The organism is Arthrobacter sp. FW306-05-C (assembly GCF_021801725.1).
Lineage (GTDB): Bacteria > Actinomycetota > Actinomycetes > Actinomycetales > Micrococcaceae > Arthrobacter.
In genome coordinates, this window is record NZ_CP084556.1 from 428,348 (window position 1) to 441,674 (window position 13,327).

13 protein-coding genes are annotated in these 13,327 nt (G+C 64.2%); 6 read left to right on the forward strand and 7 right to left on the reverse strand.

Annotated elements, in window-relative coordinates; all coding sequences use genetic code 11:
- Positions 1-9: 9 nt before the first annotated feature.
- Complete coding sequence (locus LFT44_RS02085) at positions 10-927, reverse strand: LysR family transcriptional regulator (RefSeq protein ID WP_236800821.1); 918 nt, start codon at positions 925-927, stop codon at positions 10-12.
- Positions 928-1,054: 127 nt separating this feature from the next.
- On the opposite strand from LFT44_RS02085, the gene LFT44_RS02090 reads away from it, so the two are divergent.
- The gene (locus LFT44_RS02090) at positions 1,055-2,434 is read left to right on the forward strand and encodes an MFS transporter (protein ID WP_236800822.1); all 1,380 of its coding nucleotides are present in this window, start codon (positions 1,055-1,057) and stop codon (positions 2,432-2,434) included.
- 124 nt (positions 2,435-2,558) lie between these two features.
- The gene (locus LFT44_RS02095; protein ID WP_236800824.1) at positions 2,559-3,308 is read left to right on the forward strand and encodes a 3-hydroxybutyrate dehydrogenase; all 750 of its coding nucleotides are present in this window, start codon (positions 2,559-2,561) and stop codon (positions 3,306-3,308) included.
- A gap of 18 nt (positions 3,309-3,326) precedes the next feature.
- Here LFT44_RS02095 and LFT44_RS02100 read toward each other — a convergent pair whose 3' ends face one another.
- Positions 3,327-3,590: a hypothetical protein gene (locus LFT44_RS02100; protein WP_236800825.1), complete on the reverse strand. Its 264-nt coding sequence runs from the start codon at positions 3,588-3,590 to the stop codon at positions 3,327-3,329.
- 166 nt (positions 3,591-3,756) lie between these two features.
- Positions 3,757-4,131 carry a winged helix-turn-helix transcriptional regulator gene (locus tag LFT44_RS02105; protein ID WP_236800826.1) on the reverse strand — a complete coding sequence of 125 codons (375 nt, stop codon included), beginning with the start codon at positions 4,129-4,131 and terminating at the stop codon, positions 3,757-3,759.
- A gap of 119 nt (positions 4,132-4,250) precedes the next feature.
- Here LFT44_RS02105 and LFT44_RS02110 point away from each other — a divergent pair, with 119 nt between their 5' ends.
- Positions 4,251-5,114 carry an SDR family oxidoreductase gene (locus LFT44_RS02110; protein WP_236800827.1) on the forward strand — a complete coding sequence of 288 codons (864 nt, stop codon included), beginning with the start codon at positions 4,251-4,253 and terminating at the stop codon, positions 5,112-5,114.
- A 95-nt stretch (positions 5,115-5,209) separates the two neighbouring features.
- On the opposite strand, the gene LFT44_RS02115 is transcribed toward LFT44_RS02110, so the two are convergent.
- The 3 genes from LFT44_RS02115 to LFT44_RS02125 form a co-directional block, all read right to left on the reverse strand.
- Positions 5,210-6,292 (reverse strand): ABC transporter substrate-binding protein, encoded by a 1,083-nt coding sequence (locus LFT44_RS02115; protein ID WP_236800828.1) that lies wholly within the window; start codon positions 6,290-6,292, stop codon positions 5,210-5,212.
- 66 nt (positions 6,293-6,358) lie between these two features.
- The gene (locus LFT44_RS02120) at positions 6,359-7,225 is read right to left on the reverse strand and encodes an ABC transporter permease (protein WP_236800829.1); all 867 of its coding nucleotides are present in this window, start codon (positions 7,223-7,225) and stop codon (positions 6,359-6,361) included.
- Positions 7,222-8,061 (reverse strand): ABC transporter ATP-binding protein, encoded by an 840-nt coding sequence (locus tag LFT44_RS02125; RefSeq protein ID WP_236800830.1) that lies wholly within the window; start codon positions 8,059-8,061, stop codon positions 7,222-7,224. The genes LFT44_RS02120 and LFT44_RS02125 overlap by 4 nt, the downstream gene beginning before the upstream one ends.
- A gap of 230 nt (positions 8,062-8,291) precedes the next feature.
- Here LFT44_RS02125 and LFT44_RS02130 point away from each other — a divergent pair, with 230 nt between their 5' ends.
- From LFT44_RS02130 to LFT44_RS02140, 3 genes are all read left to right on the forward strand, one after another.
- On the forward strand, positions 8,292-9,065 hold the full coding sequence (locus LFT44_RS02130) for an IclR family transcriptional regulator (RefSeq protein ID WP_236800831.1): 774 nt from the start codon (positions 8,292-8,294) through the stop codon (positions 9,063-9,065).
- 140 nt (positions 9,066-9,205) lie between these two features.
- Positions 9,206-10,528: a CaiB/BaiF CoA transferase family protein gene (locus LFT44_RS02135; protein WP_236800833.1), complete on the forward strand. Its 1,323-nt coding sequence runs from the start codon at positions 9,206-9,208 to the stop codon at positions 10,526-10,528.
- On the forward strand, positions 10,528-11,457 hold the full coding sequence (locus tag LFT44_RS02140) for a hydroxymethylglutaryl-CoA lyase (RefSeq protein ID WP_236800835.1): 930 nt from the start codon (positions 10,528-10,530) through the stop codon (positions 11,455-11,457). The genes LFT44_RS02135 and LFT44_RS02140 overlap by 1 nt, the downstream gene beginning before the upstream one ends.
- Before the next feature lie 34 nt (positions 11,458-11,491).
- Here the strand turns inward: LFT44_RS02140 and LFT44_RS02145 are convergent, their stop codons facing one another.
- Positions 11,492-13,003, reverse strand: a complete 1,512-nt coding sequence (locus LFT44_RS02145) for an amino acid permease (RefSeq protein ID WP_442863759.1) — start codon at positions 13,001-13,003, stop codon at positions 11,492-11,494.
- Between the last annotated feature and the right edge of the window lie 324 nt (positions 13,004-13,327).

The window sequence follows — 13,327 nt, forward strand, 5'->3', positions numbered from 1 at the left end:
AAACGACAGTTACTCAGCAACGGATGAGGTTTTGTCCTTCCCCAGGAGCGCTCCGCGGTGCTCGGCCATCCGCTCCTGGAGCGCCTTGACGACGGCGGCCACCGCGGGACGGCGCAGCGAGTCCGGGCGCAGGACCATCCAGTACGGGAGCAGCTCGCCGATGTTGTCGGGCAGCAGCCGGACCAGGTCATCGTGGAGGTCGGCCATGAAGCACGGCAGGAAGCCCACGCCCGCACCGGCCCGGGTGGCTTCCACATGGACAAAAACGTTGGTGGAGGTGAGGCCGTCGCGCATGGCGGGGACCAGCCGCCGTGGCGCGTCGAGGTCGTCCACCTGCAGCATGGAGTCCACAAAGTAGACCAGCGGATGCTGGTTGAGTTCGGCCACGGTGGCCGGCGTCCCGTGCTCCTCGAGGTAGGCACGGGAGGCATACATTCCGAGCCGGTAGTCGCCCAGCCTGATGGCCTCCGCCCGGTGCACCTGGGGTACGCCGACCACCACCTCGATGTCCAGACCGGACCGCTGCTGCAGGGCCCGGCGGGTCATGGTCACCACTTCCACGCTGAGGCGCGGGTGCTCCCGGCGCAGCCGGGCCACGGCCGGCGCGGCAATATAGGCGCTGAAGCCATCCGTTGCGGTCATGCGTACGACGCCGGCAATCGCGTCGGGTGCCTGGCCCGTGGGTCCCAGCGTTCCCAGCACCGCCTCCACCTGTTCCGCCGCCCGCACCGCCTGCTCGCCAAGTTCCGTCAATTCCCAGCCCCCGGCGGCACGGGACAGGACCCTGCCGCCGAGCGCCTTTTCCAGCCCGGCGATCCTGCGCGAGACCGTGGTGTGGTTCAAGCCCAGGGCCTGGGCCGCCGTCGTAAATTTCGCCGAGCGGGAGACCGCAAGGAGGACCAACAGGTCGTCGGGGTTCGCGTTCATATCTGCAATTATGCACAGGCTTCGTGCTGCTTTGGCCATTGAAGCGGCACCTTTGTGCAGCAATACTCATCTGAGTCACTTGTGCTGGAGATCACAGCGCGTGTCAATGTGGACACTAGGAGAAACCATGAGCGTAGAGCAACGCCCGGCAAACGATGCCGGGCATGCACCCAAAGGATCAGGACTTAAGAAGATTGTCGCCGCCTCGATGGTGGGCACGGTGGTGGAGTGGTACGAGTTCTTCCTCTACGCCACTGCCGCCACCCTGGTATTCGGCAAGTACTTCTTCCCCGCCACAGGCAACGACCTGGACGGGATCATCCAGGCCTTCCTGACCTATGCGGTGGGCTTCATCGCACGCCCGCTGGGCGGCATCGTGTTCGGCCAGATCGGCGACAAGCTGGGCCGCAAGCCAACGCTGCAGCTCACCATCATCATCATCGGCGTGTCCACGTTCCTGATGGGCTGCCTCCCCGGCTTCGCCGACATCGGATACCTGGCCCCGGCGCTGCTGGTGGTCCTGCGCTTCATCCAGGGCTTCGCACTCGGCGGCGAATGGGGCGGCGCAGTGCTCCTCGTGGCTGAGCACAGCCCCAACAAGACCCGCGCCTTCTGGTCAAGCTGGCCGCAGGCCGCCGTCCCCGTGGGCAACCTGCTGGCCACCCTGGTGCTGTACATCATGTCCACCACCCTCAGCAGCGAGGCGTTCCTCGGCTGGGGCTGGCGCGTGGCCTTCTGGCTCTCCGCCGTAATCGTCTTCGTGGGCTACTACATCCGCACCAACGTCAGCGAGTCGCCCATCTTCCTTGAGGCCAAGGAACTGGTCGAAAAGGAACAGGCCGTCAGCTATGGCGTGTTCGAGGTCCTCCGCAAGTACCCCAAGGGCATCTTCCAGGCCATGGGCCTGCGGTTCGCGGAGAATATCATGTACTACCTGGTGGTCAGCTTCGCGATCGTCTACCTCAAGAGCGTGCACAAGTACGACACCTCATCGCTGCTGCTGGCACTGCTGATCGCGCACGTCATCCACTTCGCCATCATTCCGCAGTACGGCCGCCTGGCGGACCGCATTGGCCGCAAGCCCGTCTACCTGGCCGGAACCATCCTCGGAGCCACCTGGCCGTTCTTTGCCTTCCCCATGTTCGACACCCGCAACGCCGTAGTGATCGTCCTGGCCGTGACCATCGGCCTGATGATGCACGGCTTGATGTACGCCGGGCAGCCGGCCATCATGGCCGAAATGTTCCCCACCCGCATGCGGTACTCCGGCGCTTCCCTCGGCTCGCAGGTAACCTCGATCTTCGCCGGTTCGCTGGCTCCGCTGCTGGCCACCCAGTGGCTGAAGGACGCCGGTTCGTGGGTGCCCACCGCCATCTACCTGGTGGTGGCCTGTGCCATCACCGCCGTGGCCGTGCTAAGCCTGAAGGAGACCAAGGGCGTTGCCCTGGAGGACGTGGACCAGGAAGACGCGGCCCGTGAGGGGCTGCTGACTGCAGCACGCCGCTAAACCGTCAGTTGCCGGGGCGGCGGGGTTGAACCAGCCGCCCCGGATAGGTGAAGCAGTTGGATCGTGTGGGTGCACAAACCATGAGGCCGCCGCACAAACCATGTGGGGGTAGAGGAGAACTGAAATGGACAACACGTTGAATGGACGCAAGGCACTGGTCACCGGCGGTGCCAGCGGAATCGGCGCCGCATGCGTGCGCGCGTTCGCGGCGCGGGGCGCGAAGGTGGTGGTGGCCGACGTCGACACCGCCGCTGCGGAGGCCCTCGCCGACGAGGTGGGCGGCAGCGCATGGGGTGTAGACCTGCTGGACGTGGATGCGCTGGCCACCCGGAGCCTGGACTGCGACATCCTGGTCAACAACGCAGGAATCCAGCGCATCAACCCCATCCAGGAGTTCGACCCCGCGGACTTCCGCCGGATCATCACCCTGATGCTGGAGGCGCCGTTCCTGCTGATCCGGGCCGCGTTGCCGCACATGTATGCCAACAAGTTCGGCCGCATCATCAACGTCTCCTCAGTGCACGGTCTCAGGGCCTCCCCGTTCAAGAGCGCATATGTCTCCGCCAAGCACGGTCTGGAGGGGCTGAGCAAGGTGACGGCGCTGGAGGGCGGCCCGCGCGGTGTTACCTCCAACTGCATTAACCCCGGGTATGTGCGCACGCCGCTGGTGGAGAAGCAGTTGGCGGACCAGGCCCAAGTGCACGGCATCCCCGAATCCGAGGTGCTGTCCAAGGTGATGCTCACCGAAGCCGCCATCAAGCGACTGGTGGAACCGGAAGAGGTGGCGTCCTTGGTGGCGTGGCTGGCATCGAACGACGCCGGTATGGTCACCGGCGCCAGCTACACCATGGACGGCGGCTGGTCCGCGCGCTAGCGCAGGCCCCCTGGCACCCTAGTCCAGGGGCTTGACCATCCGGTGGTCGAAAAAGAAGACACCGTACGGCGTCTTGACTCCCACCGACCGGCGGTCCTGCCATACGACGACCCCTTCGCGCCTGCCGCTGAAGGGGTCGTCGCCTATCACCGTGTCCCCAACCCGGTAAGGGCAACGGGGTCCGAGGGCCGCCACCGTCCGGCCCCAGGCTGCCGCGAGGACAGTGCCGAGGCTGACGGGCTGTCCCATCTCCGAAAGATCCTGCGCATAGTCCTTGGCCACGTGACCAACTCCTTCAAGCGGCAGCCCGCCGCCTGCTAACGGTGCTGGTCGGCGGAACGCTCTCAGCAGAGGATGGTCCTCCCATTCCGGCCGCCACCGTACTCCTACGCTAGGTGCTATTCACACCAGTCACACCAGTAACAGGTACTCGCGTTTCGAAGACCCGCTACTTGCCCGCTCCGGTCCCGTTGACGATCTCCTCCGCGTTCTCGAATGCCCACGCCACCAGTGGTACCAGGAGCGCGCTCAACTCGTAGCCCCGCTCGGTGAGGCTGTAGTCCACCCTCGGCGGAATGACGGGCTGCGCGTTCCTGCTCACCAGGCCGTCACGCTCGAGTGTCTTCAACGTCTGTGCCAGCATCTTCTCGCTGATGCCCTCGGCCCGGCGTCGCAGATCGCTCCAGCGCTGTTCGCCCTCGGACAGCGCAAGCAGGATCAGGACACCCCATTTGCTGGTGATGTGGTCCAGCACCACACGGCTGGGGCACCCTGCCGGGAACACGCCGTCGTCAAACGCCAAGGGCAGGGGAGCTGCTTTCATACCGGTAGCTTACCTAAAGGTCAGTACCTTACTTAGAAGTGCGTACTCCCTTTTGGGAAGTTTTGTCCGCGGGCGGCGGTTGTGCTCTTCGACAGAGCAAAATCCCGAAAGGAATCATCGTGAGCATTGTTGTTACAGGCGCCACTGGACAGTTGGGCCGGCACGTTCTGGAAGCCCTCCTGGAGCGGGGAGTACCTGCGGAGGAAATCGTGGCGGCCGGCCGTTCGGTGGACAAGCTCGCGGACTTCGCCGGGCGCGGGTTGCAGGTCAAGCCCATGGACTACGCCGATGCAGGCTCGGTCGCAGCCGCCCTCAAGGGTGCGCGGCGCGTGCTGCTCATTTCCGGCAGCGAAGTGGGACAGCGGGTCCAGCAGCACCGGACTGTCATTGAAGCCGCCAAGGCGGAGGGCGTGGAGTTGCTGGCCTACACCAGCATCGCCAACGCGGACACCACGGCCATGAAGCTGGCCGATGAACACAAGGCAACCGAGGCGCTGCTGCGCGAATCCGGAGTGCCCTTCGTGCTGCTGCGCAACGGCTGGTACCTGGAGAACTACACGGAGCAGCTGCCCGGAACCCTTGCCCAGGGCGCTCTCGCGGGCAGTGCCGGCGAGGGCAAGGTCAGCGGGGCCGCCAGGGTGGACTACGCGCACGCGGCCGCTGCAGTCCTGGTGGCCGACGCCCAGGCCGGCAAGGTTTACGAACTGGGCGGCGATGACGCTTTCAGCATGGCGGACCTGGCGGCGGAGATCAGCGCCGCAACCGGAAAGGTCATTAAGTACAACGACCTGCCCGCGGAGGAATACGTTGGCGTGCTCACTGGTGTTGGCGTACCGGAGGCTTTCGCTGAAATCCTTGCGGATTCCGACCTTGGCATCGCGCGCGGCGATCTCCTGGTCAGCACCGGCGACCTGCGTCGGCTGATCGGGCGCCCGACGACGTCGCTGGGCCAGGCGGTCAGCTCCGCCGCTGCTTCCGCCTAGGACAGAAACGGCGAGGTGCCCGGCCCCTTTGGGGGACCGGGCACCTTTCGTTTTTAAGCTGCTCCCCGGGCGTGGTTCGCTGCCGTCGGCAGCAGCTACTTCACGAGGTCGTTGGTGTACGTATCGGCAAGCTTGATGTCCTTGTTTCCCACGTCCGGGTTGGCTACCTGCTGGGTTTTCAGGACAGCCTGGACGCCGTCTTCGGTGAACGTACCGTCCTTGCTCAGGGTCTTCTTGAGGTCGTCGATGACTTTCGCGTAGAGATCCTTGTCGCCGCCGGCGAAGCTTTCCGGCATCTTGGCCGCGATTTCGGCACCGGAGTGACCGTTGATGTACTCAAGGGTGCGCTTGATGGCCTTGGCCAGCTTGGCGGCCGTGTCCTTGTTCTGGTTCAGCCAGTCCGTCTTGGCGTAAAGGCAGGCGGAAGGCCAGGAATCAGTGGAGAACACTTCCTTCAGCCCCTCGGCCGTGCGGACGTCCTCCAGGACTACAGGATTGTGGCCAATGCGCTTGGTGAGGACCGATACGTCCGGTTCGAGCATTACGGCTGCGTCAACCTGGCCCTGCTCAACAGCGGCAACGGCGGAAGATCCCGCGCCGATGGCGGACACCGCTGCATCGGACTGCTGCATGTTGTTCTTGGCCAGCAGGAACTTCACGAACATGTCCGTGGAGGAGCCCGGCGCCGTCACCCCCACGTTCTTGCCTTTGAGATCGGCAATTGTCTTGATCTGGCCTTCGTTCTTCGGCGCCACCAGCAGGGCAAGGCCGGAAGACTGGCCCATGTCCACGAAGGCCTTGATCTGCTGGTTCTTGGCCTGCATCTGGATGGTGTGCTCGTAGTAGCCGCTGGTCACATTGGTGCTGCCACCAACCATGGCGGTCAGGGCCTTCGAGCCGCCTTGGAGGTCCTGGAGTTCGACGTCCACGCCTTCATCCTTGTAGTACCCAAGCTGCTGGGCCAGCGTCGTCGGAAGGTAGGTCAGGAGGGTCTGGCCGCCCACGCCGATAACCACCTTGCCGCCCCCGCCGCCTCCGCCGGCCGCGGCTGATCCGCTCTGGCCGGGAGGGGCTGCGGCGGGGGCACCACAGGCCGAGAGTGCCAGGGCAACTGCAGCAATCAGGGTCAGCGGCCGGAGGAGGACCCGGCCACGGCGCCGGGTTGATTTGTCTGTCATGGGTATCCCTTTCAGGCGGTTACGGAAAGTTGGCGCTGGTAGGCGGCTTTGGGCTGTGGCACCTGGTCAGGAGGACCGGACAGGGCGCCATCTGAGGAGGTGCCGCTCCAGGCGGTTGACGAGGAGGTCGATGATCAGCACCACAATCATGAGGATGAACATCCCGGCGAAGACGCCCTTTGTATCGAATACGCCCTGGGCCTGGGCAATGGCGTAGCCCATGCCACCCGAGGCACCCAGGTACTCGCCCACCACTGCGCCGGTGATGGCGAAGCCCACGCTGATATGCAGGCTGGAGAAGATCCAGGTGAGGGCACTGGGAATGAAGACGTGGCGCAGGAGCTGCTTTTCGCTGGCGCCCAGCATTTTGGCGTTGTCCACCAGGACCCGGTCTACGCTCTTGACGCCTTCCAACGTGTTGAAGAAAACGATGAAGAACACAAGGGTGAAGCCGAAAGCGACCTTCGACCAGATACCCAGGCCGAACCAGAGCAGGAAGATTGGAGCGAGGACTACGCGCGGGAGCGCGTTGAACATCTGGAGGAAGGGGTCCAGCAGTCGTTCCAGGAAACGGACCCGGGCAAGGATGAAGCCCAGGAGGAGTCCGACGGCGGCCCCCACTAAAAAGGCGAGGATGGCTTCCTGCATGGTCACCCAAAGATGGGGGAACACGAACCCCGAGGACACCCAGAGCCACACGGTCTGGAAGATGTCCGAGGGAAGGGGGAAGAAGAATTCGTCGATCACCCCGGCGCGCCCCAAAGCCTCCCACGCTGCCAGGACGACAACCGTGAGAAGGAGTTGAATGCTCCGCATTGCCAGGGGGGACATTTCTCCGCGGCGGGAGGACCGGCTGGCGGGGCTGCGGTCCTGGGCACCGCCGGGAGAGCCGTTTCCGCGGGAGCCCGGCCTCCTGGAACCGAGGATGGTCATGCTGCCTCACCCTCCTCTGCCATGGCGCTTTCGTAGGTCTTTGAGACTTCGACTTTCAGTCGACCCCAGATTTCCCGGTGCAGCGCCACGAAGCGGGGATCGTCCCGGATGTCCAGCAGATCGCGGGGGCGTGGAATGTCGATTTCGTAGCTTCCCACCACCGTGCTTCCAGGTCCCGCCCCCAAAATGACCACTTCATCGGACAGTGCGATCGCTTCGTCGAGGTCGTGGGTAATGAAGACCACTGCCTTGCCGGATTCCTGCCAAAGCTGCAAAAGTTCGTTCTCCATGATCTGGCGGGTCTGGACGTCCAAGGCAGAGAAGGGCTCGTCCATCAAGAGGATGTCCGGGTTCACGATCCACGCCTGGGCGATGGCGGTGCGCTTTCGCATGCCGCCGCTGAGTTGGTGCGGGTAGCGGTCCGCAAAATTCTTTAGGCCCACCTTTTCGAGCCAGCGCCGCGATTCTGCGTGCGCCTCCGTTTTGGAGACGCCTGCCATGGTCAGGCCCAGGCTCACATTGTCGATGACGGTCTTCCACGGCAGCAGGGCATCCTGCTGGAACATGTACGACGCCCGGCGGTTCACTCCGGTCACGGGTTCTCCGAAGCTCTTAACCTCCCCGAAGCTGGGAGTCAGCAGGCCCGCTGCCATGTTGAGAATGGTGGACTTGCCGGATCCCGTAGGGCCAACGATCGAGACGAAGCGGCCGGGCTCGACCTTCAGGTCGATGTCCCGAACGGCGAAGTAGGTCTCGCCTCCGGATGTTGGAAATTGTTTGGTGCACCCGGTGAGCTCCACCGCATATCCGGACGTGCCTGGCTGTGCAGCTGGCATCTTTGCCTCTTCCCGGCCTGCTCCGGCCGCTTGTTCCCCCTGCTGGTTCACGCTTGCAGAACGAAGTGGTGCATCGGTCCGCGAACGGAGACCTGCTTGCGGGCTCCGGTGTTATTGCTCAAAACAGGTAGTGCACCTGCCACATCGTGGGTTCTCCATCATGATGTGGACCTGATGCTAACAGTTACTTCGGTCACACTCAACGCCTCCGTGACTCATACACTTTCCCCATGAGCTCCAGCGAAACGTCGGCCACACCCTTGTTGGTCCTGCGGAAAATCACCGCCATCCTTGATGCTTTCTCCCTTGCCCGGCCCGAGTTGTCACTGGCCGAGATCCGCTCCAGCACCGGCGTCCCGCACTCCACGGTCCAGCGGCTGGTTGCGAACATGGTGCAGGAAGGAATCCTGGACCGGCACGGGGACCGGTACCGGGTGGGGGTGCGGATGGCCCACTGGGCGGCACCGGCAACCCAGGGGCTGGATTTCCTGGAGCTGCTAACGCCGGTGCTGCGCCGGCTGCGTGATGACTTGGGTGAGACGGCGTGCATTTTTCGAGAATCCCAAGGGAAGCGTGTCTGCATCGCTTTGGCCGAAACCCGGCGCATGCTCCGGCGCGTTGTGAGCGTGGGTGAAATCATGCCGCTGCACGTGGGGGCGGCAGGGCGTGTCCTCCTGGCCTGGAATCCGGAGGTTGCGGAGCGGGTGTACCGGTCGGGCCTGAAATCCCTGACCAACCAGACGATTACCGATGCCGCGAGCCTGGAGGAGGCAGTCGCCAAAGCCCGCGCAGACGGTTTCGCCATCACCACCGGCGAGCGGGTATCCGGCGCCAGTGGTATTTCGGCGCCTATCTTCGGACCCCAGGGTGAACTTTTCGGGGCGCTTACGGTGATGGGCCCCGCCCTGAGGATGCCCTATGACGTCTGCGCGTCCTGGTTGGAACAGGTCCTCGCTGCGGCCGAGGAATCCACCAGGGTCATCGGGGGCACCATTCCGCAATGATGCTGTTTTGGTCCCGTCTCTATCCACATGGTGAATTTGGGTCCACAATATGAGTTATCGAGCCAACGATAGTTCGCGATCCACGGCAGGCCGGGCAGGGCGGCCCGGTGTTGTCTGCCGGCAGAACAGGAGTCCCAAAGATGGTGGAAACTTCACAGACCGCAGCACCTGACGGAACGCGCGGTCGTCAGAACCCAGGCTCCGGCGCTGACACTCAAACCCGGACGGTTGCTGTCCCTGACCCCAGTGCTGCCGTGGGAGCGGTTGGCGGGCCCCTGGCCGGCGTGCGTGTTCTGGAGCTCGGGTCACTCATAGCGGGCCCCTTTGCGGGACGGCAGATGGCGGACTTCGGTGCTGAGGTCATCAAGATTGAGTCTCCTGACCGTCCCGATCCCATGCGCGAATGGGGCCGGGCCCGGATCGAGGGCCACACGCTCTGGTGGTCAGTCCAGTCAAGGGGGAAGAAGTGCGTGACCTTGGACCTCAAGTCGCCCCGCGGGCGGGAGTTGTTCCTGGAACTCTGTAGGGAAGCCGATGTCATCCTCGAGAATTTCCGCCCCGGAACACTCGAGAAACTGGGCCTTTCCCCTGAGGTGCTCTGGCAGAGCAACCCCGGCCTGGTGATCGCCAGGGTCTCCGGCTACGGCCAGACCGGGCCCGACGCGAACAAGCCGGGCTACGCTTCCGTGGCCGAAGCCCGCGGCGGCCTGCGTCACCTCAATGGATATCCGGACCAGGCCCCGCCACGGACAGGCATCTCGTTGGGGGACAGCTTGGCGTCGCTCTATGCGCTGCAGGGCATCCTGCTGGCCTTGTATTGGCGGGACGCCAGGGGAGGGACAGGGCAAGTCGTGGACGTTTCCCTCGTGGAGGCATGCTTTTCCCTCCTGGAAAGTGCCGTGCCGGACTTCGCGGCCGCAGGGATCGTCCCCGGACCCAGTGGCTCAGGACTGAAGGGGATAGCGCCGTCGAATATCTTCCGCTCCAGTGACGGGAAATGGGTGGTCATCGCTGCCAACCAGGACTCGGTGTTCGTGCGGCTTGCCGGTGCGATGGACATGCCGGAGCTGGCCTCCGACCCCCGGTACAGCAACCACGCTTCCCGCGGTGCCAACCAGGACCAGCTGGAACAACTGATTGCCGAATGGGCCGCGGGATTCAACCACGGGGACTTGGTGGCGCGCCTTGACCAGCATGCTGTTCCCAACAGCACCGTCAGCACCATCGAGGATATCTTCGAGGACCCCCAGCTGCGGGCACGGGGAATGCTTTTGGAAGTGCCTGATGAACAGCTGGGAGCGGTGGTCCAGCCGGGCGTTGTTCCCAAGCTGTCCCGCACCGGCGGCGGCATCGCATGGAACGGGCCCCTGGTGCCAGGTTCCCACAATGGCGACGTCTACGCTGGCCTGCTCAAGCTCAGTGCCGAAGAACTGCAGGATGCCAAGAACGAAGGTGCGATCTAATGAACGGAATTGCGGGAACCGGCAGGCCCGGGGGTGCAGTGTCTATTGTGGACGTCAGTCCCCGCGACGGACTCCAGAATGAGAAGGTCCCAGTAAGTACGCACGATAAGTTGCGTCTCATCAACGACCTCATCGCCCTGGGTGCGAAACGGATCGAGGCGGTGAGCTTCGTGAATCCCAAGAGGGTTCCGCAAATGGCCGATGCGGACGCCGTGATGGCGGGCGTGCCGCGGGATACAGGTGCCAGCTACATCGGACTGGTGCTGAACACCCGGGGAGCACGCAGGGCTCTCGAAGCCGGGGTGGACGAGATGAATTACGTCCTGCCCGTCACGAATGCCTTCGCGGCGGCCAACCAGAACACCACGGTGGACGCCGCCCTCGATGCCCTGGAGGAAGTTTCAACGATTGCCGCTGGTGCTTCCATCCCCCTCACGGTGACTGCTGCCGTCGCCTTTGGCTGTCCGTACCAGGGTGACGTGCCAAAGGAACAGGTCCTCAGTGTCGTCCGCAGCGCCCTGAAAAGGAGTGAGCTGGCCGAAGTTGCCCTTGCCGACACCATCGGCTGCGCCGTCCCATGGCAGGTCAATGAGGTCTTTGCCGCCGTGGCATCTGAAACGGACGTGCAGTTGCGGGCCCACTTGCACGAGACCCGCCACACTGCCCTCGCGAATACCTATGCAGCGATGGCAGCGGGCGTCAGGGTCTTCGACAGTGCGGTGGGAGGGCTGGGCGGGTGCCCGTTTGCCCCCGGTGCTGCGGGCAACATCTCCACGGAGGATCTGGCCTGGATGCTGGAGCGGGCCGGGTTCTCCACATCGATCGACCCTCTGGCTGCCACAGAGTTGGGCCGGTGGATCTGCGCCAAGGTAGAGACTGCGCCCCGCTCCGGCCTCGCCGGAGCAGGGGTGTTCCCCAAGGCCGCATAGGCCCAGCGGTGCTGCGGGCTGGGCAACAGCAGTCCTAAACCTGGTTCCGCCTACTCCAGGCGGCAGCCGTTGTTCCGGCTGTGCCGACCGCCGGCAGCGGCGACGTTTCGTCCTCAAGGTAGGCCCGGCGTCGTCCGTCACCCTTGACCCACAGGCGGTAAGCCAGGACCAGCAGCCCCAGCCACGCCGCGCCGACATAGAGGGCGATCCGGGTGTCCTCGAAAGCGCCCAGGACGGCGATCACCAGCACCATGAAGGCGATGGTGAGCGCGGAAGCGGCAGGCCACCACGGTGACGGGAATTCCGACGCAGGAAGGCCCTTCCGCGCGATTTCCCGCTTCATGGCCACGTGGGACGCCAGGATCATCACCCATACCCAGACCGTGGCGAAGGTGGCGATCGAGGCAATCACCAGGAATACGTCTTCCGGAATGACGGCGTTGAGGACCACGCCCACCAGCAGGATGCCTGCCATCATGACCACGGTCATCCAGGGGACGCAGTGTCGGGAGACCTTGCCGAAGGCGGCGGGCGCGTGGCCCTGGTTGGAGAGTCCGAAGAGGATGCGTCCGGCGCCGAAGATGTCGCTGTTGATGGCCGAGAGGGCGGCTGTGATGACCACCGCGTTGAGGATGTGCGGTGCAGCCGGGACGCCCAGGCTGCTGAAGATTTGAACGAACGGACTGCCGCTGGTGCCCACCTGGTCCCACGGGAAGAGGCTCATGAGTACACCCAGGGTGAGTACGTAGAACAGCAGCACGCGAACGGGGACGGTGTTGACCGCCTTCGGGATGACCGACTTGGGATCGGCAGCCTCGCCCGCAGTGATGCCCAGCGTCTCCACGCCGCCAAAGGCGAACATCACCACAGCGAAGGATGCCAGGAGGCCTTCGAAGCCGTTGGGGAACAGGCCGCCGTGCCCAACCAGGTTGCCCAGGCCTGGGGCGACCGGGGAATCGGCGGTCTGGAAGCCGAAAACGATGATCGCGGCGCCGCCGGCAATCATGGCGATAATTGCAGCGACCTTGATTAGCGAGAACCAGAACTCGAGCTCGCCGAAGACCTTCACGCTGAGCAGGTTCAGTGCCGCCAGGAAGCAGATGACGGCCAGGATCCAGATCCAGCGGTCCACCTGCGGGAACCAAAAACCCAGGTAGATGCTGAAAGCGGTGACGTCGGCGATGGCGACGATCGCCATCTCGAAAACGTACGTCCAGCCGGTGATGAAGCCGGCAAGGGGGCCCAGGTAACGGCTCGCATACTGGCTGAAGGAGCCGGAGACCGGATGCCGCACCGCCATTTCGCCGAGTGCGCGCATCACCATGGACACGGCCGCGCCGCCAATGATGTAGGCCAGCAGCACTGCCGGACCGGCTTTCTGGATAGCCGAGGCTGAGCCGTAGAAGAGGCCGGTGCCGATTGCCGAGCCGAGGGCCATGAAGCGGATGTGCCGCACATTCAGGCCACGGTTAAGGGTTTGTCCGGCGACGGCTGCCGGCTTTTGCTTTTCCAGAGGACTGTCGGTCCGGGTTGGGATGGGTTGCACAGAGTTACCTTCTCGTCTTTGGGAGGGGAGCCGGTAACCAGCAGACCATTTTCGGCCCTGCCGTGATGAGGTTCACGCTGGGTTGGTGTCTTCGGTTCCAGACTGGCCGCAGGATCCGCTTGGGGCCTCCCCGCAAGGAGTTCCGGGAACCCGGTTTTGGAAGCTGGGGTCACGGGCCAGTGCTGCACTCCCGGCTGGCGGCGAGGATGACCGGGTGGGATAATTTTGGTCATCCTTCGAGTAGGGGGCCATTATGGCCGGCCTTGGTGCTCTTCGACGTGGCCGCCGCTCCCGGGCACCCATGGCCCGGTTCCTGGCGGTGTT